22 protein-coding genes are annotated in these 26,260 nt (G+C 72.3%); 11 read left to right on the top strand and 11 right to left on the bottom strand.

The annotated features are described in order from the left end of the window. Positions 1-171: 171 nt before the first annotated feature. Genes ACZ45Q_RS01855 through ACZ45Q_RS01840 form a run of 4 tightly spaced genes read left to right on the top strand, consistent with a single transcriptional unit; the run spans position 172 to position 6,708 of the window. Positions 172-1,434 carry a glycosyltransferase gene (locus tag ACZ45Q_RS01855; RefSeq protein WP_468253815.1) on the top strand — a complete coding sequence of 421 codons (1,263 nt, stop codon included), beginning with the start codon at positions 172-174 and terminating at the stop codon, positions 1,432-1,434. Then, positions 1,431-3,083, top strand: a complete 1,653-nt coding sequence (locus ACZ45Q_RS01850) for a phospholipid carrier-dependent glycosyltransferase (RefSeq protein ID WP_468253814.1) — start codon at positions 1,431-1,433, stop codon at positions 3,081-3,083. Before ACZ45Q_RS01855 ends, ACZ45Q_RS01850 begins: the two co-directional genes overlap by 4 nt. Then, positions 3,080-4,291 (top strand): glycosyltransferase, encoded by a 1,212-nt coding sequence (locus ACZ45Q_RS01845; RefSeq protein WP_468253813.1) that lies wholly within the window; start codon positions 3,080-3,082, stop codon positions 4,289-4,291. Before ACZ45Q_RS01850 ends, ACZ45Q_RS01845 begins: the two co-directional genes overlap by 4 nt. Continuing rightward, entirely contained in the window at positions 4,288-6,708 is a 2,421-nt protein-coding gene (locus ACZ45Q_RS01840; RefSeq protein ID WP_468253812.1) for a galactose oxidase-like domain-containing protein, read from the top strand. Before ACZ45Q_RS01845 ends, ACZ45Q_RS01840 begins: the two co-directional genes overlap by 4 nt. On the opposite strand, the gene ACZ45Q_RS01835 is transcribed toward ACZ45Q_RS01840, so the two are convergent. From ACZ45Q_RS01835 to trhA, 3 genes are all read right to left on the bottom strand, one after another. Beyond that, a complete protein-coding gene (locus ACZ45Q_RS01835; protein ID WP_468253811.1) occupies positions 6,705-7,436 on the bottom strand; it encodes a Mut7-C RNAse domain-containing protein in 732 nt (243 codons plus the stop codon). The two genes, ACZ45Q_RS01840 and ACZ45Q_RS01835, sit on opposite strands and share 4 nt — an antisense overlap. Positions 7,437-7,449: 13 nt before the next feature. After that, positions 7,450-8,088, bottom strand: coding sequence for a TetR/AcrR family transcriptional regulator (locus ACZ45Q_RS01830; RefSeq protein ID WP_468253810.1), 639 nt, complete (start codon positions 8,086-8,088; stop codon positions 7,450-7,452). Between the two features lie 85 nt (positions 8,089-8,173). Beyond that, complete coding sequence (gene trhA / locus ACZ45Q_RS01825) at positions 8,174-8,887, bottom strand: PAQR family membrane homeostasis protein TrhA (RefSeq protein WP_468253809.1); 714 nt, start codon at positions 8,885-8,887, stop codon at positions 8,174-8,176. Positions 8,888-9,225: 338 nt separating this feature from the next. Here trhA and ACZ45Q_RS01820 point away from each other — a divergent pair, with 338 nt between their 5' ends. Next, positions 9,226-11,046, top strand: coding sequence for a phosphoenolpyruvate carboxykinase (GTP) (locus ACZ45Q_RS01820; protein WP_468253808.1), 1,821 nt, complete (start codon positions 9,226-9,228; stop codon positions 11,044-11,046). Positions 11,047-11,227: 181 nt separating this feature from the next. On the opposite strand, the gene ACZ45Q_RS01815 is transcribed toward ACZ45Q_RS01820, so the two are convergent. The 6 genes from ACZ45Q_RS01815 to ACZ45Q_RS01790 all read right to left on the bottom strand — a co-directional run bounded on the left by ACZ45Q_RS01815 (position 11,228) and on the right by ACZ45Q_RS01790 (position 17,594). After that, on the bottom strand, positions 11,228-11,857 hold the full coding sequence (locus ACZ45Q_RS01815) for a hypothetical protein (protein WP_468253807.1): 630 nt from the start codon (positions 11,855-11,857) through the stop codon (positions 11,228-11,230). Beyond that, positions 11,844-13,400, bottom strand: a complete 1,557-nt coding sequence (locus ACZ45Q_RS01810) for a vWA domain-containing protein (protein WP_468253806.1) — start codon at positions 13,398-13,400, stop codon at positions 11,844-11,846. Before ACZ45Q_RS01810 ends, ACZ45Q_RS01815 begins: the two co-directional genes overlap by 14 nt. Further along, complete coding sequence (locus ACZ45Q_RS01805; RefSeq protein WP_468253805.1) at positions 13,397-14,572, bottom strand: toxic anion resistance protein; 1,176 nt, start codon at positions 14,570-14,572, stop codon at positions 13,397-13,399. The genes ACZ45Q_RS01810 and ACZ45Q_RS01805 overlap by 4 nt, the downstream gene beginning before the upstream one ends. Positions 14,573-14,597: 25 nt before the next feature. Continuing rightward, positions 14,598-15,683 (bottom strand): hypothetical protein, encoded by a 1,086-nt coding sequence (locus ACZ45Q_RS01800; RefSeq protein WP_468253804.1) that lies wholly within the window; start codon positions 15,681-15,683, stop codon positions 14,598-14,600. A gap of 210 nt (positions 15,684-15,893) precedes the next feature. Further along, positions 15,894-16,313 carry an SCO4983 family protein gene (locus ACZ45Q_RS01795; RefSeq protein ID WP_468253803.1) on the bottom strand — a complete coding sequence of 140 codons (420 nt, stop codon included), beginning with the start codon at positions 16,311-16,313 and terminating at the stop codon, positions 15,894-15,896. 69 nt (positions 16,314-16,382) lie between these two features. After that, complete coding sequence (locus ACZ45Q_RS01790) at positions 16,383-17,594, bottom strand: pyridoxal phosphate-dependent aminotransferase (RefSeq protein ID WP_468253802.1); 1,212 nt, start codon at positions 17,592-17,594, stop codon at positions 16,383-16,385. A 126-nt stretch (positions 17,595-17,720) separates the two neighbouring features. On the opposite strand from ACZ45Q_RS01790, the gene ACZ45Q_RS01785 reads away from it, so the two are divergent. Further along, entirely contained in the window at positions 17,721-18,425 is a 705-nt protein-coding gene (locus tag ACZ45Q_RS01785; protein WP_468253801.1) for a hypothetical protein, read from the top strand. Between the two features lie 61 nt (positions 18,426-18,486). On the opposite strand, the gene ACZ45Q_RS01780 is transcribed toward ACZ45Q_RS01785, so the two are convergent. Next, complete coding sequence (locus ACZ45Q_RS01780; protein ID WP_468253800.1) at positions 18,487-20,097, bottom strand: N-acyl-D-amino-acid deacylase family protein; 1,611 nt, start codon at positions 20,095-20,097, stop codon at positions 18,487-18,489. Positions 20,098-20,116: 19 nt separating this feature from the next. Next, entirely contained in the window at positions 20,117-21,388 is a 1,272-nt protein-coding gene (locus tag ACZ45Q_RS01775) for an alanine racemase (protein WP_468253799.1), read from the bottom strand. A 136-nt stretch (positions 21,389-21,524) separates the two neighbouring features. Between ACZ45Q_RS01775 and ACZ45Q_RS01770 the strand changes: the two genes are divergently transcribed. The 5 genes from ACZ45Q_RS01770 (at position 21,525) to ACZ45Q_RS01750 (ending at position 26,257) form a co-directional block, all read left to right on the top strand. Then, positions 21,525-22,625 carry a sugar kinase gene (locus ACZ45Q_RS01770; protein ID WP_468253798.1) on the top strand — a complete coding sequence of 367 codons (1,101 nt, stop codon included), beginning with the start codon at positions 21,525-21,527 and terminating at the stop codon, positions 22,623-22,625. Next, positions 22,622-23,386: an IclR family transcriptional regulator gene (locus tag ACZ45Q_RS01765; RefSeq protein ID WP_468253797.1), complete on the top strand. Its 765-nt coding sequence runs from the start codon at positions 22,622-22,624 to the stop codon at positions 23,384-23,386. The genes ACZ45Q_RS01770 and ACZ45Q_RS01765 overlap by 4 nt, the downstream gene beginning before the upstream one ends. After that, on the top strand, positions 23,383-23,793 hold the full coding sequence (locus ACZ45Q_RS01760) for a RidA family protein (protein WP_468253796.1): 411 nt from the start codon (positions 23,383-23,385) through the stop codon (positions 23,791-23,793). The genes ACZ45Q_RS01765 and ACZ45Q_RS01760 overlap by 4 nt, the downstream gene beginning before the upstream one ends. 110 nt (positions 23,794-23,903) lie before the next feature. Beyond that, complete coding sequence (locus ACZ45Q_RS01755; RefSeq protein ID WP_468253795.1) at positions 23,904-25,388, top strand: GntP family permease; 1,485 nt, start codon at positions 23,904-23,906, stop codon at positions 25,386-25,388. Between the two features lie 107 nt (positions 25,389-25,495). Beyond that, positions 25,496-26,257, top strand: coding sequence for a hypothetical protein (locus ACZ45Q_RS01750; protein ID WP_468253794.1), 762 nt, complete (start codon positions 25,496-25,498; stop codon positions 26,255-26,257). The last annotated feature ends 3 nt before the right edge of the window (positions 26,258-26,260 follow it).

The raw sequence follows: 26,260 nt of genomic DNA, 5'->3' as shown, positions 1-26,260 counted from the left end.
AGGGGCGAAGTGTTCAGACGTCGTCCCGTTTGTGAAGAAACACGCTCTTCACTGAAAAGGTGCGCGCGCTTCACAGATCACCCATAGTCTCTCCCCCGTGACCCGCGGTGGGGACCGCCGTCACAACGGGGGGAATCACAGGGGGACTTGGGGATCTGGGGGGATCTTTACTTGGCTACGTCCGTCTTCATCGCCGTCGTTTCACTGGCCCTCTTCTGGATGGCGGCGTTCACGCTCTGGTGGCAGATGCACGCCTGGCGCACGCCGGAAGTGCTCGCCTCCACCCGGTTCAGCAGCCCGGACGGCGGCGAACACCTGTCGTTCTCGCTGCTGCTGCCCGCGCGGCACGAACAGGCCGTGCTCGACCACACCATCCAGCGGCTGCTCACGTCCACGCACACCGACTTCGAGATCATCGTCATCGTCGGCCACGACGACCCGGAGACCACCGCGGTCGCCGAGCGCGCCGCCGCCGGCGACCCGCGCGTCAGGGTCGTGGTGGACACCCACGAGAAGAAGAACAAGCCGAAGGCCATGAACACGGCGCTGCCGTACTGCCGCGGCGACGTCGTCGGGGTCTTCGACGCCGAGGACCAGGTCCACCCGGAGCTGCTCGCCCACGTCGACCACGCCTTCCGCACCACCGGCGCCGACGTCGTCCAGGGCGGCGTCCAGCTGATCAACTTCCACTCCAACTGGTACAGCCTGCGCAACTGCCTGGAGTACTTCTTCTGGTTCCGCTCCCGGCTGCACCTGCACGCCCAGAAGGGGTTCATCCCGCTCGGCGGCAACACCGTCTTCGTCCGCACCGAGGTGCTGCGGGCGGCCGACGGCTGGGACCCGAACTGCCTGGCCGAGGACTGCGACCTGGGCGTGCGCCTGTCCAGCACCGGCAAGAAGGTCGTCGTCGCCTACGACTCCGACATGGTGACCCGGGAGGAGACCCCCGGCACGCTGATGTCGCTGCTGAAGCAGCGCACCCGCTGGAACCAGGGCTTCCTCCAGGTCTACCGGAAGAAGGACTGGCAGCAGCTGCCCACCCTCGGACAGCGGCTGCTGGCCCGCTACACCCTGATGACACCGTTCATGCAGGCCTTCACCGGAGTGATCATCCCGCTGAACGTGGCGATCGCACTGTTCCTCGACGTGCCCGTCGGCGTCGCCTTCATCACCTTCCTGCCCGCCGTCACCGCCCTGGTGACCTTCGTCTTCGAGATCGTCGGCCTGCACGACTTCGGCCGGCAGTACGGACTGCGGGTGCGCTTCACGCACTACCTGAAGCTGATCGTGGGCGGCCCCTTCTACCAGCTCCTGCTCGCCGGCGCCGCCGTGCGCGCCGTCTGGCGCGAGCAGCGCGGCCGCAACGACTGGGAGCTGACCAGTCATGTCGGTGCCCATCTCGCGCACGTGAACCGAGAGGACGTTCCTGCGTGACCTCCACCCTTCCCGCGGCGACCGGCACGACGGTCCCCGCGCAGCGGCAGCCTGCCCACGACACCGCCCCGGCCCGCCCGGCGACCACACCCGCGCCCGGCCGGCTGCGCTCCGTGCGCCCCGACCTGATCCTGTGCGGCGCGCTCCTCATCGCGATCATGGTCGTGCAGGGGTGGAACATCTCCGCCTACCCCACCCTCAGCGACGACGAGGGCACCTACCTCGCCCAGGCCTGGGCGGTCCAGCAGGGCGAGGGCCTGGCCCACTACACCTACTGGTACGACCACCCGCCGCTCGGCTGGATCCAGCTCGCCCTGCTCACCTGGATACCCGCGCTGATCAGCCCCGAGTCGATGACCGTGGGCACCATGCGCGCGGTGATGCTGCTGATCTCCGCGGTCTCCGCGGTCCTCGTCTACGTCATCGGCCGCCGCCTGTCCCTGCCCCGTTGGGCGGCCGGACTCGCCATGGCCCTGTTCGGCCTCTCCCCGCTGTCGGTCGTCCTCCAGCGGGAGATCTTCCTCGACAACCTCGCGGTGATGTGGACGCTGCTGGCGTTCGCGCTGGCCGCCTCCCCGAGCCGTCACCTCTGGCACCACTTCGGCGCCGGCATCGCCGCCGCCACCGCCGTGCTCACCAAGGAGACGATGCTCGTCGTCCTGCCCGCCCTGTTCGTCACCGCCTGGCGGCACAGCCACCGCGACACCCGCAAGTTCGCACTGACCGGCGCCGTCACGGCCTGCGCGCTGATCGGCTTCTCCTACCCCCTGTTCGCCCTGCTCAAGGGCGAGCTGCTGCCGGGCGACGGCCACGTCTCCCTGTGGGACGGCGTCGCCTACCAGCTCACCCGCCCCGGTTCCGGTTTCATCCTCGACCCCGGCTCCGGCTCCCACGGCGTGCTCCAGTCCTGGCTGTACTACGACCGCGTCCTGCCGCTCGGCGGCCTCGCCGGGGCGCTGCTCCTGCTGGCCGCCTGGCGCTGGTCGGTCACCGCCCGCGCCCTGGCCGGACCGGCGTTGTGCGTCGCCGTCCTCGCCGCCCTCGCCCTGCGCCCCAACGGCTACCTGCCCGCGATGTACGTCATCCAGGCGCTGCCGTTCCTCGCCCTGGTCCTGGCCGGCGGTACCGCCAGCGTCGCCCACGCCGTGCTGCGCAGATGGCGGGCGGAGGCCGAGAAGCGCGCCGTCACCCTGGGCCGGTACGCACTCGCCACCGTCCTGGCGCTCGCCGCCGGCGCCCATGTCGTCCCCCGCTGGTACGACGGTGACCGCACCGCCGTCACCGCCGACGCCAACGCGCCCTACGAGGCCGCCTCGAAGTGGATGGCCGAGGAGGTGGAGGACCCCGCGGACACCCGCGTCCTCGTCGACGACGCCCTCTGGCTGGACCTGGTGCACGCCGGGTACGACCCCGGACTCGGCGTCATCTGGTTCTACAAGGCCGACCTCGACCCCGCGGTGACGAAGACGATGCCGCGCGGCTGGCGGGACCTGGACTACGTGGTCGCCTCGCCCACCGTGCGGCGCGACGCGGCCGACCTGCCCAACGTCAAGGCCGCCATCGAGCACTCGGCGCCGGTGGCCGTCTTCGGCACCGGCGAGGACCGCATCGAGATCCGCCGCATCCAGCCCACCGGAGGCGCCCGATGAGCCAGGAGTCCACCGTCCCCGGAGAGCTGGGCGATCCGGCCGTCCGGGCCGAGGAGGTCCCGGAGCCGGGTGCGGTCACCATCGTCGTCCCGACCTTCAACGAGTCCGCCAACGTGCGGCAACTGCTGCACCGGATCACCGAGTCGGTGCCGGCCCGGCTGCCCTGCGAGGTCGTCTTCGTCGACGACTCCACCGACGACACCCCCGAGGTGATCCGCGAGGCGGCCCTCGACTGCCCGTTCCCGGTCACCGTCCTGCACCGCGAGGAACCCGCCGGAGGGCTCGGCGGCGCGGTCGTCGAAGGGCTGAAGGCGGCCGGCTCCGACTGGATCGTCGTCATGGACGGCGACTGCCAGCACCCCCCGTCCCTGGTCCCCGAACTCGTCGCCACCGGCGAACGGACCGGCACCGGGCTCGTCGTCGCCTCCCGCTACATCGAGGGCGGCAGCCGCGCCGGACTGGCCGGCAGCTACCGCGTCGCCGTCTCGCGCGCGGCGACCTGGCTGACCAAAGCGCTCTTCCCGCGCCGGCTGCGCGGCATCAGCGATCCGATGAGCGGCTTCTTCGCCATCCGCCGCAGCGCCGTCACCGCCGAGGTCCTCAAGCCCCTCGGCTACAAGATCCTCCTCGAACTCGCCGTCCGCAGCCGCCCCGAGACGGTCGCCGAGGTGCCGTTCGTCTTCGAGGAGCGGTACGCGGGCGAGTCCAAGTCCACGGCGAAGGAGGGCGCCCGCTTCCTGCGCCACCTCGCCGGGCTGCGCACCGCCTCACCGCTGGCCCGCATGGTCGTCTTCGGGCTCATCGGGCTGACCGGCTTCGTGCCCAACCTGGCCGCCCTGTGGGCGCTGACCGAGTCCGGGCTGCACTACCTGCCCGCCGAGATCGTCGCCAACCAGTTCGGCGTCGCCTGGAACTTCCTGCTGATCGAGCGGCTGCTCTTCCGCGACCGGCGCCGCCACCGGCACTGGGCCGACCGCACCGTCCGCTTCGGCCTGCTCGCCAACGCCGACCTGGTGCTGCGCATACCGCTGATCGCCCTGCTGGTCGGCGAGTTCGGCCTCGCCGTGCTGCCCGCCACCGCGCTCGCCCTCGTCATCACCTTCGTCCTGCGCTTCGTCGGCACGGAAGCGCTGGTGTACCTGCCCCGCAGAAGCCCCCGCAGCCCGCGCAGCAGTCGTAGGAGCCGCACAGCAAGGAGCACCGCATGAGAAGCCGCATCGGACCGGGACGGAGAGCCGGCGCCCTGCTGGGGGTGGGCGCGCTCACCGCCGGTCTCCTCCTCACCGCACCCCAGCCCGCCTCCGCCGCCAACCTGATCACCAACCCCGGGTTCGAGACCGCCGGCACCGGCGACATGCCGTACTGCTGGAGCAAGTCCGGCTGGGGCGACAACGACTTCTCCTTCGAGACGGTCGCCGACGCGCACAGCGGCGGCAGGGCCATGAAGGTCGAGCTGACCCGCCGTGTCGACGGCGACCGCAAGGCCCTGATCACCGAGTCGAACGACTGCGCGCCGGTGGTGACGGCCGGCAAGCAGTACGACCTGTCGCTCTGGTACAAGTCGACGACGCCCGACACGTCGATCACCCTCTTCCGCCACGACACGACGGCCGGCTGGCAGTACTGGACCGACCTCAAGACCCTGGAGATCGCGGCCGACTGGACGCAGGCGAGCGTCCGCACCCCCGAGGTGCCGGCCGGCACCGACCGGATCAGCTGGGGCGTCTCCGTCTACGGCACCGGCTCGGCCACCACCGACGACTACACGATGGAGCAGGTCGCCGACCCGGTGCCCGAGCCCGGCTGCACGGGCACCGCCGCCGAGTGCGCCGACGGCCGCTGGGAGGTGCTGCCCACCGAGAACCCGGTGCGCTCCATGCACAGCGTCGTCATGCACAACGGCAAGGTCCTGCTGATCGCGGGCTCCGGCAACGACCCGGAGATGTTCGAGGCGGGCACCTTCACCTCGGCGGTCTACGACCCGGCCGACGGCACCTACCGGACGATCCCGACACCCGACGACATGTTCTGCGCGGGCCACGTCCAGCTCAAGGACGGCCGCGTGCTGATCATGAGCGGCAACAAGGGCTACCCGTCCGCGGACGGCATCATCGGCTACCAGGGCTACAAGGACTCCTACGTCTTCGACCCGGAGACGGAGACCTACATCCGGACCAACGACATGAACGACGGCCACTGGTACCCGTCGGCGACCATCCTCGGCAACGGCGACGTCATCTCCTTCGGCGGCCTGCGCGAGGACTCCACCGGCTCGGTGACGGCCGAACTGTGGTCGGACGAGCAGCAGAAGTGGCTGCCGACCTGGCAGGTCAACCAGACCTGGTCGTACTGGGGCCTGTACCCGTCGATGATCCTGATGCAGGACGGCCGCCTCTTCTACTCGGGCAGCCACGTCTTCGGCAACAACATCCCCGGCACCGGCTCGGCGATCTACGACTACCAGGCCAACACCATCACCGAGGTGCCCGGCCTCCAGCGCAAGGACGAGCGGGACCAGTCGATGAGCGTGCTGCTGCCCCCGGCGCAGGACCAGAAGGTGCTGACCATCGGCGGCGGCAACATCGACTCCAACCCGGATGCCAACCGGCTGACCGACATCATCGACCTCAAGCAGCCGAACCCGCAGTACGTCGCCGGGCCGCCGCTGCCGCAGGGCACGGTCGACTTCGGCGCCGGCCCCGTCCCGCAGACCGGCGACCAGGGCAAGATGTACGTCTCCGCGGTGCTGCTGCCCGACGGCAAGGTGCTGGAGACCGGCGGCGCCCTGCACAACCGGGCCGACCCGGTGTTCGAGACGTCGATCTTCGACCCGGCGACGGAGACCTTCGACCCGGTGGCCGTCGACCCCGAGGCGCGCGGCTACCACTCGTCGGCGTTCCTGCTGCCCGACGGCCGGGTGATGACCACCGGCGACAACCCGGGCAACGGCTCCTGGAACCACAGCGTGTCGATCTACACGCCGCCGTACCTGCTCAAGGGCGAGCGGCCGGCGATCACCTCGGTGATCGACAAGGAGTGGAGCTACGGCGACACCCAGCGCATCACCGTCGACCGGCCGATCGCCAAGGCCGAGCTGATCCGCCCGGCCGCGGTGACCCACTCCTCGGACCCGAACCAGCGGTTCGTGGACCTGCCGCTGTCGGTGGACGGGAACAACGTCGACCTGAACGTCACCAGCAACCCCGACCTGGCCCCGCCCGGCTGGTACATGCTCTTCGCGGTCGACGCGAACGGCGTGCCGTCGGTGGCCGAGTGGGTGCACCTGGACGGCCCGCGGGCGCTGAGCACCAAGGACGCCTCCGCGCACGTCCACTCCTTCGCCGACGACCCGCAGGGCAAGGTGAAGGGGCCCGGCGAGAAGCGCGCCTCGCAGCCCGTCGCCCCGACCGTCTCCGGCTGCGACCGGCACTACGGCTCGGCCAACGTGTGCGTGCCGACGGCGTTCCCGGCCGAGGTGAAGCCGACGACGGCCGCCCGCTGCACCTGGCTCGAGGAGCACGACTACGGCCGGCTGAAGGTCAACGGCAAGGACGACCCGCTGAAGCTGGACCGGAACCGGGACGGCATCGCCTGCGGGAAGGGCGACGTCGAGAAGCGGCGCTAGCGGTCCCCGGGGAACTCGGCGAGGGCGCGCTCCACGATGGCCTCCAGCTGTTCGTGGTGCGCGCCCTTCCAGTACGCGCGCCCGCAGCCGGTGCACTGCGCGAACACGTCGTACGACCGCTGGGTGCCGCCCTCGAGCCGGTCGGCCACCTCGTCCTTGGTGGCCTCCTTCAGCAGGCCGTTGCAGGCGGTGCACCGGGTCCAGGGCCGCAGTTCGGGCGCGAACCGGTCCAGTACGTCGCGGAGCTGGTCGTCGGGGCGGGTGCTGTAGACGAAGGCGCCCGCCCACAGCTCGCGGCGGCGCAGCAGGCCCCGGTCGCGGCTGAGCATCACGCGCCGCTCCGCGGCCGACCGGGCGGCGAGCGCCGGGTCGCCGATGTCCGTCGACTCGTACGCCGTGTCCACGCCGAGCAGCCGCAGCCGGCGGGCGAGCGTGCCGAGGTGCACGTCCAGCAGGAAGCGCAGCTCGGCACCCGGCACCCGCTGGGGGCGGCGCACGGCCCGGACGGTGACCGACTCGCCGCCCGCCGGGACGTGTCCGGGCGGCACCTCGCGGCCGTCCACCTCCAGCGCGCCGACCTCGGTCAGCGGGACGCCGAGGGACTCCACGACATGGCCGAGTGTCGAGACGCCGTCGGTGGCGGCCCGGGCGGCGCCGGTGCGGCGGGCCTGCGGGACGAACAGGTGGAGTTCGGGGGCGAACTCGACGTGGATCTCGGGACCGTTCACCCGGTCAAGGATGTCATGTCCGCCGGTTGGGCAGGCGGCCGAAGGTGGCGAGGGTGCGGTCGAGCAGCTCCATCATGTCGTCCCGGCAGTCCCGCTCCACCCAGTAGATCAGCGTCTCCAGCAGTGCGCCCATCAGCCCCATCGCGTAGACCCGTACGTCGAGGTCGTTCTCGTCGCGTCCGGTGCGCTCGGCCAGGGCCCGGCACAGCAGCCGGCCGGTGACGGACATGCTCTCCATCACCCGGGAGCGCACCGCGGGCACGTCGACCATGAGCCGTACCCGGAGCATCATGTCGTCCTGTCCGACGTCCGGGTCGTCGGCGAGGGCCAGGGCCATCGCCTTGCGGATCGCCCACCGGATCGACTCCGGCACCGGTTCGTCGGCCGGGCGCTCGCGCAGCAGGTCCTCGACGAGCGGGTCGTACTCGTCGGTGAGGACGATGTCCTCCTTGGTGGGGAAGTACCGGAAGACGGTGCTCGGCGAGACCTCGGCGCGGTCGGCGATCTGCTCCACGGTCGTGGCGTCGTACCCCTGCTCCCGGATCAGGGCGTACGCGGCCGTCCTGATCGCGTTCCGGGTCTTGATCTTCTTCCGTTCCCGCAGGCCCAGCGGCCGGGCGGTCTCGGGAGCAGGGGTTCGCGCCGTGGTCATGGGCTCATTGTCGGTCATCGGCCTCGGGCCGGGCCATGTCCGCGGCGGCGCCCTCCGGTGCCCGGCCCGGCCCCGTCGCGGGGTGTCAGGCGTGCTGGTAGGCCACGAGGGAGATCCCCACGTAGTGCGCGATGAAGGCCGCCAGGGTGAAGGAGTGGAACACCTCGTGGAAGCCGAACCAGCGCGGTGAGGGGTTGGGGCGCTTGATGCCGTAGACCACGCCCCCGATGCTGTAGAGCACGCCGCCCACGATCACCAGGACCAGCACCGCGATGCCGCCCGCGCGCATGAAGTCGGGCAGGTAGAAGACGGCCGCCCAGCCCATGGCGATGTAGCAGGGCGTGTAGAGCCAGCGCGGGGCGCCGACCCAGAAGACGCGGAAGGCGATGCCGGCCAGCGCCGCGGCCCAGATGCCCCACAGCAGCCACCGGCCCTTGGCCGCGGGCAGGAGCAGCAGCGTCAGCGGGGTGTAGGTGCCCGCGATGATCAGGAAGATGTTGGCGTGGTCCAGGCGGCGCAGGATTCCGTCCATGCGGGGGCTCCAGTCGCCCCGGTGGTACAGCGCGCTGACGCCGAACAGCAGGCAGGCCGTCAGCGCGTAGACCCCGCAGGCCACGCGTCCTCGGGCCGAGTCGGCGAAGGCGGTCAGCACCAGCCCGGCGACCAGGGCGGCCGGGAACATGCCGAGGTGCAGCCAGCCGCGGAGCTTGGGCTTGACCGGATGCGGCAGGGAGAGCGCGACGGGACCGCGGCCGTCGGCCTGCGTGTCCCTGGGCGCGTCGAAGGCGGACGCAGTCATGGCGGAAGGGTACCTACGGAACCGTAAGTCACATATCAGTACCACCACATGGGGTACCCGGAGTGGCCATCGTCTCACGTGGCGAGGCGGCGCCCGGCGGGGTAAAAGAAGTTTCAGGCGAAGCCAACGTATACGCAAAGAAACTCAGGGATAACCAGAGGTACGTGGCGATCCTCACGCCGCTCAGGTGTGCGGCCCTCTGGACAGATGGGCACTCGCATCGGATGATCAAATGAGTGCGGTCGGCACCGGATGAGCGCCAAGGGATCCACCGTGAAGCATCCGGGTCGCAGCCCCCACGGGGCCTCCAACAACAAATCCCTCACTTAGGAGCAATCGTGGCGCGCGACATCGCGGCTCCCACCGTCCCCACCCAGCACCAGGAGCTGATCTCGTGGGTGAACGAGATCGCCGAACTGACGCAGCCGGACGACGTGGTCTGGTGTGACGGGTCCGAGGCCGAGTACGAGCGACTGTGCGAGGAGCTCGTCCAGAAGGGCACCTTCCGGAAACTCGACCCGATCAAGCGCCCCCACTCCTACTACGCGGCCTCCGACCCCACCGACGTCGCCCGCGTCGAGGACCGGACCTTCATCTGCTCCGAGAAGGAGGAGGACGCCGGTCCCACCAACCACTGGAAGGCCCCCGCCGAGATGCGGGAGATCTTCACCGGCGACAAGGGCCTGTTCCGCGGCTCCATGCGCGGCCGGACCATGTACGTGGTGCCCTTCTGCATGGGCCCGCTCGGCTCGCCGCTGTCCGCGATCGGCGTCGAGATCACCGACTCGGCGTACGTCGCCGTCTCCATGCGCACCATGACCCGGATGGGCCAGGCCGTCCTGGACGAGCTGGGCGACGAGGGCTTCTTCGTCAAGGCCGTCCACACCCTCGGCGCCCCGCTGGAGCCCGGCCAGGAGGACGTGCCCTGGCCCTGCAACAGCACCAAGTACATCTCCCACTTCCCCGAGGACCGCGAGATCTGGTCCTACGGCTCCGGCTACGGCGGCAACGCCCTGCTCGGCAAGAAGTGCTACGCCCTGCGCATCGCCTCCGTCATGGCCCGCGACGAGGGCTGGCTCGCCGAGCACATGCTCGTGCTGAAGCTGACCCCGCCCACCGGCGAGCCCAAGTACGTCGCCGCCGCCTTCCCGTCGGCCTGCGGCAAGACCAACCTCGCCATGCTGGAGCCCACGATCTCCGGCTGGACGGTCGAGACGATCGGCGACGACATCGCCTGGATGCGCTTCGGCGAGGACGGCCGGCTGTACGCCATCAACCCCGAGGCCGGCTTCTTCGGCGTCGCGCCCGGCACCGGTGAGCACACCAACGCCAACGCCATGAAGACGCTGTGGGGCAACGCGGTCTTCACCAACGTCGCCCTCACCGACGACGGCGACGTGTGGTGGGAGGGCATGACCGAGGAGCCGCCCGCCCACCTCACCGACTGGAAGGGCAACGACTGGACGCCCGAGTCCCAGACCCCGGCGGCCCACCCCAACGCCCGCTTCACCGTCCCGGCCGCGCAGTGCCCGATCATCGCGCCGGAGTGGGAGGACCCCAAGGGCGTGCCGATCTCGGCGATCCTCTTCGGCGGGCGCCGCGCCACCGCGGTGCCGCTGGTGACGGAGTCCTTCGACTGGAACCACGGCGTCTTCCTCGGCGCCAACGTGGCCTCCGAGAAGACCGCCGCCGCCGAGGGCAAGGTCGGCGAGCTGCGCCGCGACCCCTTCGCCATGCTGCCGTTCTGCGGCTACAACATGGGCGACTACATCGGTCACTGGATCGACGTGGCCAAGGACAAGGACCAGTCCAAGCTGCCGAAGATCTACTACGTCAACTGGTTCCGCAAGGACGACGAGGGCAAGTTCGTCTGGCCCGGCTTCGGTGAGAACGGCCGCGTCCTGAAGTGGATCGTGGAGCGCCTGGAGGGCAGGGCCGAGGGCGTCGAGACCCCCATCGGCATCCTGCCGACCAAGGCCGCCCTGGACACCGACGGCCTGGAGCTGTCCGACGCCGACCTGGACTTCCTGCTCACCGTCGACAAGGACGTGTGGCGCGAGGAGGCGGCGCTCGTCCCCGAGCACCTCAACACCTTCGGCGACCACACCCCGAAGGAGCTGTGGGACCAGTACCGCGCCCTGGTGGAGCGCCTGGGCTGACGCCCCCCGCAGTACTCCGCGGCCGGTCCGACTAGCCCTGACCCGCGATGTCGTCACGAAGGCCGGCCGCGAGGGGGTGCCTCCCCGCTCCACGTAGCTCGATGTCCCGGAGCCGGGGAGGCACCCCACCTGGGCCGGGTCCCCGCACAACGGCGTGCGACGGACCCGGCCCGCAGCCTTGTCAGGCCCAGGGCCCGTCCGGCAGGTCCCGGCCGGAGCGGTCCGCCAGGTACCGGGTGTGCGACTCCTGGCGCCGTGCCCCGGTCTCCCGCAGCTGTGCCGCGAGCCGGGCGGCCTCCTCGTGCAGCAGGCCGAGCTGCCGCTCCAGGTGCCGCTCGGGCGGTTCGCCGCCCGGTGTCATCCGGTGCCACCACCGGGTCCGCAGATACGCGTCCACCGCCTCCGGCACGTCCTGCCGCACGGCACGGGACAGCGCGTGGACGCCGTCCGGGTCCAGCGCGAGCAGCTCGGTCGCCGGCCCCGGCTCCAGCAGCGCGCCGAGCAGCCCGGTCAGCTCGGCCAGGCGCCCCGCCGCGGCGGGCGGCAGCTCGGCCTCGGCGAGGTAGCCGCGCAACCGGTCCAGGTCGCCGCGCACCTCCTCCAGCCGGGCCGAGGGATCGGCGAAGTCCGGCGGCACGGGCCGCTCCGGCGGTGCGAGCAGCGCCCCCGCGCCGTACAGACCGGCGACGACCACCGGCCAGTACGGGCCGGCCGCGCCCGTGAACGTCAGCACCAGACCGGCCAGTCCGCAGGCCCCGCCGGTCAGGTTCTTGCGGGACTCCAGACAGCCGACGAGCCTATTGGTAGCCACGGATCTCCTCGAAGGCGCCGTCCAGGGAGCCCTCGCGGGCGTCGAAGAGACGGCCGCCGGTCAGCTCGGCGACGCGCTCCAGCTCGGCGCGGTCGGAGTCGCCGAAGACGATCGGGAAGACCGGGACCTCCTGCCGGTCACGGCTCAGCCCCCGGTAGAAGCCCTCGAACGAGGCCGCGTCGGCGCCGGTGGTGTTCTCGCCGTCCGTCATCAGCACGATCGAGGTGAACGTGTCCCCCCGTCCGGTGCCGAGATGGTCGTACGCCCTCTGGAGCGAGGTGTAGATCGCGGTGTCGCCGTCGGCGGTCAGCGCCTCGGTGTCGGCGCGGATGCCGTCGAGCCCGCGCCGCGGCCGGTCCGGTTCCACCACATGGGTGCGCACGCTCTTCACCACCGACCCGAACGGCATCAGCGTCACCTCCTCCCGCTCCCGGAAGTCCCCGGTCAGCCCGGTGAGCGCCGCCTTCAGGCGCCTGAGCCGGTCGCCCGCCATGGAGCCGGAGGTGTCCAGGACGTACACCGTGCGCGACGGCCGGCGCAGTTCGTTCTCGTAGGAGTCGATCAGTCCGTCGGCGACGGAGCGGCTGCCCGGGAAGGGCAGTTCGCGCCGCCGGTCGGTGCCGAGCCCGGCCGCGGGCGGCACCGAGGCGATCACCGGCCGGCGCAGCGTCCGCTCGGTGATCTCCCGCTGCACGTCCTCGCCACGCAGCGCGGCGGCCAGCCGCCGCACGTCCTCGCGGGCGGCGGCGCCGGTCGAGGAGAGGGTGGAGAGCGGGTAGTCGGCGGTGACGACGCCGTCGCGGGGGCGGATGACCGTCAGGCCGGGGATGCCCTTCAGGACCGACTCGTAGTTGAGCAGCGCGTCCACGGTGCCGCGCCGCTCGTAGGCCTCGGCCAGCCAGCCCGAGGAGCCCGAGGTGAGCCTCTGGCCGCCGAAGAACTCCTTCAGCCGGGGCCGGGCCTCGCGCACGTCGGCGTCGGTGAGCGCCGACTGGGCACCGGAGAGCGCCGACGCGACGGAGACGAGGGTGGCGAAACCGGAGTTGGAGCGCGCCGGGTCGGTCATGCCGTAGGTCAGCTTCCCGTCCCGTACCGCCCGCTCCACCTGGGACCAGGTGACCTGCCCGGGTCGCCAGCCCAGGCGGCGCACCGTGGCGTCCTTCACCCCGACGGCGACCGGGCTGGTCATGACCGGCGTCTCGGAGACCACCCGCCGCGCCGCCTCCGGGCGCAGCCGCAGATAGTCGTTGGAGGACAGCCACACGGCGTCGTACGTCCCCTCCGTGCCGCCCCGGGCGAGCAGGTCCACCGCGTCCAGGGTGCCCATCGGGGTGAGCCGGACCGTGATCCCGGTGTCGGCGCGGACCTTGTCCAGCACCGGCTTCATGTCGCTCAGCTCACTGGAGGCGAGCACCCGCACGGTGCCCGGCTCGGCGGACCCGGCCACGCCGGGCGTCGGGTGCCCGTCCGTCCGGTCCTGGCCCGCCGTACAGGCGGTGAGCAGACCGAGGGCGGCCAGGCACGCGGCGAGGGCGCGTCTCATGCCCGGCCCCCTTCCAGCGCGCCCCGGGAGCGGCTGCGCTCCAGGTACGCGCTCGCCTGGTGCAGTTCGGCCGTCAGGGACTCCACGGTCGACGCCATCGCCTCGGTCGCCTGCGCCTTGTAGGTGTCGATGGCGTCGAGGGTGCGGTAGATCTGCTGGAAGGCCGTCCGGAGCGTCTCCGCGCCCACGGCCGGGTCGGCGGTGATCCGCTGGATCTCGCCGCTCTGTTCGGCGAGCATCTCGGCGTTGGCCCGGATCAGGTCCTCGGTCGTGCCCCGCAGCGCGTCGACCTGCTCGACGACCTTCTTCTGGTGGTCGAGCGCGGAGGCCAGCATCACCGAGATCCGCAGGGCCGAGACGGTGGTCGTGGCGGCCCGGTCCGCGCCTTTGATCAGCTCGTCGTTGTTGCGTCGTACGACGTCCATGGCGAGGTAGCCCTGCGCGCACACCGCGAGCTGGGTGAGCAGGTCCTGGTGCTTCTGCCGGATGGGGAAGAGCACGTCGGCGCGGAGCGCGTCGGCGGCCTGCGGGTCGGCCGGCTCCACCGCGGCGATGTGCTCGGTCACCGCCGTGTCCAGTGCCTCGGTCAGCACCACGTACTCCTGGAGCTTGCCCATGGTCTCCCACAGCCGGACCCGCTCGGTCTGCAACGCGGCGTTGTCGCGGCGCAGTTCGTCCTGCCCGCCGCGCAGCGCGGCGACGATCCGGTTGAGGGTGGTCTGCGCGGAGGCGTACTTGGCGAGGTGGTCGCGCAGCCGGTTGCCGACCGGCAGCCGGGACAGCAGCCTGCGCCCCCGGGCCGCGGGCAGTTCGCGCGGGTCCAGGTCCGTCACCACCCGGCGCAGCTCCACCAGCGAGCCCGCGACCCGGGACTGGGCGTCGCCGCCCCGGTCGGGCAGGCTGCGCACGGTCCGTTCCAGCATGCGGTTGGACTGGGCGGCGGCGCCGCGCGTCTCCGCGGCGCCCAGCGCGGTGATCTCGCCGACCTTGTCGGCGAACCGGGGTGAGCGGGCGTCGAGGGCGGCCAGCTCCTCGACGTGGGCCGCCGCCTTGCGGGCCAGGTCGGCGCGGACGCCGTCGTCGAGCGGGACGAGCCCGCCGGCCTTGTCCCGGGGCACGGGTCCGGCGGGCCGGGGCGGGCTGAGGACGAAGTCGTCGTCGGTGGCGGTCATGTGTCGGATCCCCCGTCGTGCGCGGTCACCCGCGCGCCCGGCGGGCCATCTCGTGCAGCACCTCGAAGGTGGGCACGGGCGCCTGCCGGACGCCGGTGAGCTGCTGGTTGAGGTAGGCGGTGTGGGCGTCGGTGGCCCGGGTGAACTCCGCGCGGGTGCCCTGCGGGCGGAAGCCGTGCCGCACGGCGAGCCGGCGCAGTTGCGGGTCCTCGGCGAGGAGTTCGCCGAGGGCGCGGCCCTCTTCGGTGAGCGGGACGACCGTGTGGTCGCTGGTGGCGGTGGTGTCCGGGTACAGCACCGTCAGATCGCCGGCGGCGGCGCCCTCGATGCCCCGCCCGAGCAGCGCGGTGACCTGTGACTCGTACACCAGCACCAGCGGGTTGCCGACGCCGCTGGTGAAGTCCCGGAACGCCGCGTCCGAGCTGGACTGCTGGGCGCCCTGCACCTGGACCAGCCTGCGCATCAGGGGCGCGGTGCGGTCGAGGTCCGCGGGGGAGGCGGCGACCCGGTTGCCGCCGGCCACGTAGGAGGCGGCGGCCAGGTACAGGGCGCCGGAGTTGGAGCTGACCGGGTCCGTCGAGGTGATGTAGAGGGTGCCGGTCAGCTCGCCGTGCTTCTCGGCGCCCTTGAGCTGCTGCCAGGTGCGGTCGCGGCGGGCCGCCTCCAGATAGGCGGCCATCTTCAGCGTGCCGCCGTGGTTGCGCTCCAGTGTCGCCAGCCCGTTGGCGGCGAGCACCTCGGCCGCGCCGCGGTGGGCCACCACGACGAGCGGCGAGTAGAAGGGGCGCGGCAGCGGTTTGCGGACCCCGTGGCGCTCGGCGAGCGCGTCGGCGGGTGCCTGGCTGGACGGGAAGGCCAGGTCGTAGCCCTGGAGGTCGAGTTCCTCCATGGCCCAGGACCCGGAGGTCTCCGTCGTCACGGTGTAGCCCTTGGCGGCGAGGGCCTTCACCACGTCGGGATCGGCGAAGAACTCGGCCTTCTCCGATCCGATCACTGCGCGCACGGTCTTCGTTGCCGTGCCTGTGTCCGCGCTGTCCCGCCCGGCTACGACGGCGGCCACCACGCCACCGATCAGCAGAACGGCGAGGACGATGCCTGCGATGCGTCTCACACCGGGAGCGTGCTCCCGGAACCCAACGTTCCTGGCGTACGGCCGTGAACGGGGGGTGACAGACCGGTCCCGGTGGCGCAACGCCCCACAGGGAACCCGGCAGTGGTCCCGGGGTGAACCCCGGAGCGGACGCGGTGTCAGGGCGCCCGGTCCGCGCGTCGCTGCGGTTGCACGCGGACCGGGGCCGTCGGGGGGAGCCCGGTGAGGGGCTCAGTGGGACGCGAGTTCGCGCGGCTCCAGGGCCGCGGTGTGCGCGTCCATGCGCTCGGCCGCCAGGATCGCGGCCGAGGTGTCGGCCCGGGAGGCCGCCACGACCAGCGCGCGGCCCGCGAGCGCGTGCGCCCGCCGGTGCAGGGCGGCGGCGTGCGGCTCGCCCTCGGCCCCGGCCAGCGGCGCGCGGACCGGCGTGCGACCACCCCGCAGCCGCGTCACCTGGCCGGCCAGGCGCTCGGCCGCGGCGTCCAGGTCGGCCGACGGAGCCAGCGCGCGCAGCTCGTCGGTGACGGCGAGCAGGGCCGAGAGATGACCGGCGAGCTGGATGTCCAGCTCTTCCTCCCGTGACCGGTGAGGGATGCCGGTGGGGCCGTCGGCCATCGAGTGGACCGACTTGGTGCGGATCGGCTCGTACATGGGGATGGCCTCCTTCTGACAGAAGCCATCCTACATTGGATTACGTCTAAAGTTGACTCGGTCCTGGGGTCAGGGCTGGCCGTACCCGTCCAGGAAGTTCCCGATCCGGCCCACCGCGTCCCTGAGGTCCGCGGTCGTCGGCAGGGTCACCACCCGGAAGTGGTCCGGCTCCGGCCAGTTGAAGCCGGTGCCCTGCACGACCATGATCTTCTCCTGGCGCAGCAGGTCCAGGACCATCTGCCGGTCGTCCTTGATCTTGAAGACCTTGGGGTCCAGGCGCGGGAAGAGATACAGCGCGCCCTTCGGTTTGACGCAGGTCACGCCGGGGATCTGGGTCAGCAGCTCGTACGCCACGTCCCGCTGTTCGCGCAGCCGGCCGCCCGGCAGCACCAGGTCGTTGATGGTCTGCCGGCCGCTGAGCGCGGCGACCACCCCGTGCTGGCCCGGCATGTTCGCGCACAGCCGCATGTTCGCCAGGATCGTCAGGCCCTCGATGTAGGACTCGGCGTGCGCCCGGGGTCCGGAGACCGACATCCAGCCGACCCGGTAGCCGGCCACCCGGTACGCCTTCGACATGCCGTTGAAGGTGAGGGTGAGCAGGTCCGGGGCGATCGCCGCGGTCGGCGTGTGCACCGCGTCGTCGTAGAGGATCTTGTCGTAGATCTCGTCGGAGCAGACCAGCAGGTTGTGGCGGCGCGCGAGGTCCGTCAGCCCGCGCAGCATCGCCTCGTCGTAGACCGCGCCCGTCGGGTTGTTGGGGTTGATGACGACCAGCGCCTTGGTGCGGTCGGTGATCTTCCGCTCGATGTCCGCGAGGTCCGGCATCCAGTCGGCCTGCTCGTCGCAGCGGTAGTGCACCGCCGTACCGCCGGACAGGGACACGGCCGCCGTCCACAGCGGGTAGTCCGGCGCCGGTACGAGCACCTCGTCGCCGTCGTCGAGCAGGCCCTGCATCGCCATCACGATCAGCTCGGAGACGCCGTTGCCGATGAACACGTGCTCGACGTCCGTCTCGATGCCGAGGGTCTGGTTGTGCATGACGACGGCCCGGCGCGCGGCCAGCAGGCCCTTGGCGTCGCCGTAGCCGTGGGCGGTCGAGACGTTGCGGAGGACGTCCTCCAGGATCTCGGGCGGGCACTCGAAGCCGAACGCCGCCGGGTTGCCCGTGTTCAGCTTCAGGATGCGGTGACCGGCCGCTTCCAGCCGCATCGCCTCCTCGAGCACCGGGCCCCGGATCTCGTAACAGACGTTGGCGAGCTTGGTCGACTGGATCACCTGCATGACGGTGAGCTTACGACCCGGTTGCCCGCCTTGGGTCGTGTTTTCCGCCACGTGAGACGCGGCGGTATGTCCTGGTATCGGTGAGGGCTGTCCCGGCAACCCCTTCCGTCTCTACAATTCGCCGCCATGTCCAGGCCATCCCAGCCCGGCGACGGACCGTACGGTGCGGATGCTCCGCGCGTGTACCTGCCGCAGCCCGACGCGCAGCCCGCGTACGACGCGTACGCCGACCCGGCCGCCGCGCACGGCTGGCAGAACGCCTACGACGAGACGGCCGAGCTCCCCGCGCTCGGCGAGGCGGGCCCGCCCCGCCCCGCCGACGGTGCGCCGCGCCGGTCCCACCGCAGGCGTCCGAGCCCCTGGCGCGCCCGCCGGGCCGCCGTGGCCGCGGGCGCGGTGGGCGCGGCGTCGGCGGTGGCGCTGATCGCCGGTTTCTCCTCCTCGGGCCCGGACGGCACCGCGGGCACGGGCGACCGGACCGCCCCCACGGCCCAGGACCCGGGCGGCACGGCGGCACCCGCGCCCGGGGACACGGCGGGCGACGGCACGGCCACGGGCACGCCCGGCGCGGCGCCCCTCAGGTCGCCGGCACAGGACGAGGGCGGCACGTCCCCGGGCCCGGACGCGTCCGGCTCCGCCGAACCCACGGCCGGCGCAGGCCCCGGCCCGGACCGCCCCGGCCCGGCGACCAGCGGCCCGGCCGCGCCATCGGCCCCCGCCACCACGCCGGCTCCCGCACCCTCACCGACGGCCACCGGCGCCCCGGCCGCCCCCGGCAACTCCGGCGACGCCCCGGGCCGGGGCCGTCCGGGCGGCAAGGGCCCGAAGTAGAACCGGACCGGACGCCCGGAGGGCGCCCCAGGAGTGGCCGGAGCTCGAGGAGCACCCCGGTTCACGCCGGTGTACGTCGTACCGAGCGGCCCGCCAGGACGTCCGTGCGGCGGCCGTCCTCGATGGTGAAGCGGCCGTCGACCAGGACGTACGGGATGCCCGTCGGCAGCCGGCGCGGTTCCTCGAAGGTCGAGCCCGCCGCCACCGTCGCCGGGTCGAAGAGGACCAGGTCCGCCCGGTACCCCTCGCGCACCAGCCCCCGGTCCGGCAGTCGCAGCCGGGCCGCCGGCCGGGAGGTGAGGTGGGCCACGCACTCCTCCAGCGACAGCACGCCCAGCTCCCGCACGTAGTGCCCGAGGTAGTGCGGGAACGTGCCGTAGGCGCGCGGGTGCGGCTTGCTGCCCTGGAGGATGCCGTCCGACCCGCCGGTGTGGACCCGGTGCCGCATGATCGCGCGGACGTTCTCCTCGTGCCCGACGTGCTGGAGGATCGTCGGCGCCAGCCGGTCCGCCAGGAGCAGCCGGCGCGCGAGGGTCCACGGCGTCTCCCCGCGCAGCCGCGCCGACCGCAGGACCGTACGGCCCACGTACTCGCGGAGCGCCGGGTCGTTCACGCCGGAGATCTCGATGGTCTCCCACTCCACGGGCACCCCGTGGCAGCCGTCGGAGCCGGTCTCCTCCAGGTCGTGCCGGATGCGTTCGGCGGTGGCGTCGTCCGCCAGCCGCCGCAGGATCTCCTGCGGCCCGCCCTCGCTCGCCCAGCTCGGCAGCAGCGCCGCGAGGGTGGTGCAGCCCGGGGTGTAGGGGTAGGTGTCGAGGGTGATGTCGGCGCCGCCGGCCAGCGCGTCGTCCAGCAGGGCCAGCAGCTGCGGGGCCCGGCCCTTGTTCTCGCCGAAGTTCATGGTGGCGTGGGCCAGGTGCAGCGGGCAGCCCGCCCGGCGGGTCAGCGCGACCATCTCCTCGTACGCCGCGAGCGCCCCCGCGCCGTAGGAGCGGTGGTGCGGGCAGTAGTAGCCGCCGTAGGCGGCCACCACCCGGCACAGCTCGGTCAGCTCGGCGTCCTTGGCGTACATGCCGGGCGTGTAGGTCAGCCCGGAGGACATGCCGACGGCGCCCTGCTCCAGGCCCTCCGCGACCAGCCGCCGCATCCGCTCCAGCTCGGCATCGGTCGCCTCGCGGTCCTCCCAGCCGACGGCCAGCGCCCGGACCGTCCCCTGCGGGATCAGGTAGGCGGCGTTGACCGCGATGCCCTCGTCGAGCCGGTCCAGGTACTCGCCGACCGACCGCCAGGTGAAGTCGACGTCGTCACCCGGCCCGTTCCAGCCGGCGATCGCGCGGCGGACCTCGGCGAGCGTGCGGTCGTCCACCGGCGCGTACGACAGCCCGTCCTGGCCGATGACCTCCAGGGTGACGCCCTGCGCGGCCTTGGCGCTGTGGTCGGGATCGCGCAGCAGCGCCAGGTCGCTGTGGGCGTGCATGTCGACGAAGCCGGGGGAGAGGACCAGCCCCTCGGCGTCCAGCTCCCGGCGGGCCCGGGGCCGCTGGCAGCCCGCCGCCGCGGCCTCCTTGACGATGCCGGTGATCCGGCCGCCGTCGATCACCACATCCGCGCGGTACGACGGCCCGCCGGAGCCGTCCACGACGTCCGCGTCCCGGATGACCAGCTCTTCCATGCCCGGTTCCTCGCAGTCTCTAGAAGAACGTACGGATGTAGTCGACGACCGTGCCGTCCGCCTCGGCCACCGGGATCAGCTGCCACTTGTCGAAGGACGTGCACGGGTGCGACAGCCCCATGCCGACCCAGTCGCCGACCTCCAGGTCGACCCCGTCGGCGGTGCGCAGCCAGGCGTGCTGGTCGGACAGGGCGGTCACCTCGATCCCGGTGGCCGGGCGCTCGGCGCCGTCCCGGCGGACGACCTGCGCGAAGGGCAGGTGGAGGTCGTACGCCGCGTCCCGTTTGCCCGCGTTGGTGAACGCCTGCCGCGGGGAGGGCCGGGAGACCACCTGCGTCCACAGGCGGAACGCCGGCTCCAGGGCGCCCTCCTCGGGGACCCGGTTGAAGGGGGTCAGCTCGCGGTAGTGCCCGTCGTCGTGGGAGACGTAGGCGCCCGAGCGCAGCAGCTTCAGCACCGGCCGGGACAGCCCGCCGAGCTCCGCGAACACGTCGGCCACCGCGTCGAACCAGGCGCTGCCGCCGGCGCTCACCACGATCTCGTCGGTGTCCGCGAAGCGCCCGGCCTCGTCGAAGCCGGCGGCGAGGCCGGCCAGCCGGCGCAGCCACGCGTGCACCTTCTGCGGGTCGGCGCCCGGCACCTCGCCCTCGTACCCGGCGACGCCCACCAGCCGCAGCGTCGCCGAAGCGGCCACCGCGTCGGCGACGGCCGCGCACTCCGCCTCGGTCCGCACCCCGGTGCGTGCCTCGTCCCCGGCGGCCAGCTCGACCACCACGTCCAGCCGGCGGGAGGCGCCCGCCTCGCGCAGGGCGGCGTCCATCAGCGCGACCCCGCGCACGGAGTCGACATAGCAGACGAGGCGGAACTCCGGGTCGGCGTCCAGCTCGGCGGAGACCCAGCGCAGCGCCGCGGCGTCCACCAGCTCGTTGGCGAGGAAGACCCGCCGGGTGCCGAAGGCGCGGGCGACGCGCACCTGGTGGGGGACGGCGAGCGTGATGCCCCAGGCGCCGTGCTCGATCTGGCGCCGGAAGAGCTGCGGGGCCATGGAGGTCTTGCCGTGCGGGGCGAAGGCCAGGCCGTGCCGGGCGGCGTAGGTCTCCATCAGCTTGAGGTTGTGCTCCAGGCGCTCGGCGGAAAGGGCCAGCACGGGGGTGGTGAAGCCGTCGGTGAAGAGGTTGCGGCGCTGGGCGGCCAGCTCGCCGACGGTGAGCCCGTCGGCGTCCGGCGGGAGGCCACGGAAGCGGTGGTCGACGCGTTCCTCGGCGAGGCGGGCGAGGGCTTCGCTGCTCATGGAGCCTCCCTGATCAGGGTCGTTGCACGTACTGCAACAGTCATTGCGTATATCGCTTACCGCTGTCTAACATCTCGGCCAACGCGCGGTCAACGAATCCGCGGACACCCGCACGACACGAGGAGCTACGACGATCGTGACCGCCACCGGACCCCGCAATGCCCCCGGCGTCGTGGACGTCGTCGCGCTCGGCGAGTCCATGGTCACGTTTCTGCCCTCCCGGCCGGGCCGCCTCGCCGACGTCCCCTCCTTCGACCGCGGCATCGGCGGCGCCGAGTCCAACACGGCCTGCGTGCTGGCGGCGGCCGGCCACGCGGTGCGCTGGGTCAGCAGGGTCGGCGACGACGGCTTCGGCGACCACCTCCTCGAGGCGATCGGCGGATACGGCGTCGACGTGTCGTACGTGAGCCGTGACCCCGGCCGGCCCACCGGCATCTACTTCCGCACGGCCGGCGACCGCTCCACCGACGCCCACGAGGTCGCCTACTACCGGGCGGGCTCCGCGGCCTCCGCGATGACCCCGGCCGACGTCGACCTCCGGGCGGTGCGCGCCGGACGCGTCCTGCACCTGTCCGGCATCACGGCGGCCCTCTCCGAGGGGTGCCTGGACCTGATGCGGGAACTCACCGCACCCCGCCCCGGCCGCCCGCTCGTCTCCTTCGACGTCAACCACCGTCCGGGCCTGTGGCGCGACCCCCGCGGTCCCGAGGTGCTGCTGGAACTGGCCCGCGGCGCGGACCTCGTCTTCGTCGGCGACGACGAGGCACGTCAGGCATGGGGGCTGCACGGGGCGCAGGCGGTGCGGGAGGCCCTGCCCGAACCGGAGACCGTGGTCGTCAAGCAGGGCAGGGGCGGCGCGGTCGCCCTCGGCAAGGGCACCGGCGGCTCCCTGCGCGAGAGCAGCGACGGCTCCCCGCGCGAGGACGCCGGCGGCACCGTCACCTTCGTCCCCGCCCTGCACGTCGACGTCGTCGCCGCGATCGGCGCCGGGGACGCCTTCGCCGCCGGGTTCCTCTCCGCCACCCTGCGCGGCCTGCCCGTCCGCGACCGCCTCCGGCACGGGCACCTCTGGGCCGCCGCCGCCCTCACCGCCCCCGGCGACCTCGCCGCGCCCCCGGCGCGCCACCACGCCGACCGGCTGGCCGCCCTGGACGACGCCGCGTGGGGGAGACTGCGACTCGGCCCCGGCTGGACGGACGCCACCGAGGGGGCCGAGGAGGAGGTACGCACACCATGAGCCAGACCGTCGACCGCGCGCTGAGCATCCTGCCGCTGCTCGCCGAGGGCCCCGCCGACCTCGGCCGGGTCGCCGAGCGCCTCGGCGTGCACAAGTCCACCGCCCTGCGCCTCCTCCGCACCCTGCACGAACACGGCTTCGTCTACCGCCAGTCCGACCAGCGCTACCGCCTCGGCGCCCGGCTCATCGCCCTCGCCCAGGAGGCGATGGAGAACCTGGACGTCCGCGAGATCGCCCATCCCCACCTCGTACGCCTCAACGAGAGGTGCGGGCACACCGTCCACCTCGCCGTCCACGAGGACGACGAGGTCCTCTACATCGACAAGGTGGAGAGCCGCTACCCGGTGCGCATGTACTCCCGGATCGGCAAGCCCGTCGCCATCACCGTCGCGGCCGTCGCCAAGCTGCTGCTGGCCGACCTGCCCGAGCCCGAGCGCCGCGCGGTCGCCGAGAAGCTCGACTACCCCCTGTACACGGCCCGTTCGACCCCGAGCGCCGAGGCCTTCCTCAAGGAGCTGGCCAAGGTGCGCGAACAGGGCTGGGCCACCGACCTCGGTGGCCACGAGGAGTCCATCAACTGCGTCGCCGCGCCCATCCGGGGCGCGGACGGCCGGGTCGTCGCCGCGATGTCGGTCTCCGCACCGAACGTCGTCGTCACCGCCGACGAACTCCTCACCCTGCTCCCGCTGGTGCGCCGTACGGCGGACGCCATCAGCGGCGAGTACTCCGGCAGGACCCCCGTCAAGGAAGTCACCACATGACCGACAAGATCGCCCTCACCCCCGCGACCCACACCATCCCGCCGGCGAAGTTCTCCCACGGCGTGAAGAAGGGCAACATCCTCCAGGTCGCCGGCCAGGTCGGTTTCCTGCCGCACGAGGAGGGCAAGGCCCCCACTCCGGCCGGCCCCACCCTGCGCGAGCAGACCCTCCAGACCCTCGCCAACGTCAAGGCGATCCTCGAAGAGGGCGGCGCCACCTGGGACGACGTGATGATGATCCGCGTCTACCTCACCGACGTCGACCACTTCGCCGAGATGAACGAGATCTACAACGCCTACTTCGAGGAGCAGGGCCTCACCCAGCCGCCCGCCGCGCGCACCACCGTCTACGTCGGTCTGCCCGCCGGACTCCTCATCGAGATCGACGCGCTCGCCGTCCTCGGCTGAGCCACCCCCTCCCGTCCTTCGTGAAACGGCACGGCGTCCCCACCCCCCGGACGCCGTGCCGCGATCCCCCCTGCCCGAAAGCCGTATGTGTTTACGCAGAGGACCCCCGTATGTCCCACCTGTCCTCCTTCCTCCTCGCCGCCCCCGCGGAGACCCCACCCCACACCGGCGGCCTGCTCCTCCTGATCGACGGCACGGCCGGGCTGCTGACCGTCGCCGCCCTCGGCATCGCCCTGCTGCTCTTCCTGATCATCCGAGTCCGGCTCCAGCCGTTCGTCGCGCTGCTCGCCGTCTCCATAGCCGTCGGCCTGCTCGCCGGTCTGTCGGTCACCGAACTCTTCGGCACCGTCCAGAAGTCCGACGTCGTCTCCACCATCGAATCCGGCATGGGCGGCATCCTCGGCCATGTCGCCATCATCATCGGCCTGGGCACCATGCTCGGCGCGATCCTCGAGGTCAGCGGCGGCGCCGAGGTGCTGGCCTCCCGGTTGCTGGGGCTGTTCGGCGAGCGGCGGGCGCCCCTCGCCATGGGCCTGACCGGCCTGATCTTCGGCGTCCCCGTCTTCTTCGACGTCGGCATCTTCGTCCTCGCGCCGATCGTCTACGCCGCCGCCAAACGCTCCGGCAAGTCGGTCCTGCTCTACTGCCTGCCCCTGCTGGCCGGCCTGTCCATGACCCACGCCTTCCTGCCCCCGCACCCCGGCCCCGTGGCCGCCGCCGGGCTCCTGAACGTCGACCTCGGCTGGGTCATCCTCATGGGCATCGTCTGCGGCATCCCGGCGGTGCTGGCCGCCTGGGCGTTCTCCGCCTGGATCGGCCGCCGCATCTTCGTCGCCGTCCCGCAGGACATGGTCGAGGCGGCGGCCGAGGCCAAGGCGTCCGTGCTCGCCGAGCAGCGGGCGGCGGGCGTCGAACCGCGCCAGGCGCCGGTGCCGCTCGGCACGGTCCTCGGCATCATCGGCACCCCGCTGATCCTGATCCTCGCCGCGACCTTCTCCTCGATCGCCCTGGAGGAGTCCACCCCGCGCTCGGTGATCGAGTTCTTCGGCAACCCGTTCGTCGCCCTGACCATCGCCCTGTTCCTCGCCTACTACCTGCTCGGCGTCCGGCGCGGCTGGTCCCGCAAGTCCCTGGAGACCGTCTCCACCGCCTCGCTGAAGCCGGTCGGCAACATCCTGCTGGTCGTCGGCGCGGGCGGGGTCTTCGGCGCCGTCCTCAAGGCCAGCGGCGTCGCCCAGGCCCTCTCCGACACCTTCAACGACGTCGGCCTGCCGGTGATCGTCCTGTCCTACCTGATCTCCGTGGTGCTGCGGGTCGCGCAGGGCTCGGCGACGGTGGCGATCGTGACGACGGCGGGCATCGTGGCCCCGCTGCTCGCCGAGGGCGACCACTCCCAGGCCTTCGTCGCGCTGGTCATCATGGCCATCTCGGCGGGCTCCATCTTCGCCTCCCACGTCAACGACGGCGGCTTCTGGATGGTGGCCAAGTACTTCGGCATCAGCGAGCGGGACACGCTGAAGACGTGGACCGTGCTGGAGAGCGTGCTGTCGGTGGGCGGGTTCGTCGTGGCCGCCGTGCTCAGCCTGTTCGTCTGACCCGCGCGGGTGGTTGGGCGGGTGCAGGCATCACCGGCGTAACGATGCCGGGGCCGACTGTGTCCCGCACAGGTTTGTCGACCATACTGCCCGCTGTGGAGCAGCGCATGGGAACGAGCAGCCAGCCCCTGGACGGCGAGCCCGTGGTGAAGGGCGCCGGTTTCGACCCGGCCTTCATCCCCGGGCTCACCCCACCGGCGTCGGGTGATCCCGAGGACGCGAAGCCGGAGGAGGTGACGGACGCGGCGGCCGGACACGCCGACGACCCGGCGGAGACGGCCTCCGCCGAGTCCGATTCCGACTCCGGAGCCGAGGCCGGGACGGACGCCGAGGCCGGCGCCGCGGCCGAGGACGGTGAACAGGCCTCCGACGGCCCCGTGTTCGAGGCGTCCGACCGCCGCGCCCGGATCGTCGCCGACCACCGGGGCGTCCGGCTCGCCCTCGACGACCAGGAGTGCGAGTTCCGCTGGGACGAGATCGGCGCGGTCGAGACGGAGACGCCGCGCTTCGGCAAGCGGTACACGGTGACCGTGCACACGCCCGAGCGCCGCTGGTACCCCCTGGAGATCGAGGCGCCGTCCCGGAGCGTGTTCAAGGAGTGGGACGCGCGGCTGGACGAGGTCCTGGACGCGTACTTCGACGACGGTGACACGGCCGGGGAGCCCGCCGAGGACGGCACCGACGCGTCCGCGTCCGGCGACTCGGCGTCCGGCGACTCGGCCTCCGGCGTCTCCGAGAAGGCGGAGCCCGGGAGCGACGCGAAGGCGGACCGGGAAAGCGACGCGAAGGCGGACCGGAAGAGCGACGCGAAGGCGGACCGGAAGAGCGACGCGAAGGCGGACCGGAAGAGCGACGCGAAGCCGGAGTAGGCG

The organism is Streptomyces sp. NPDC031049 (assembly GCF_055571015.1).
Note: the sequence above shows the minus strand (reverse complement) of the source record. Positions and strands in the feature narration are given on the sequence as shown.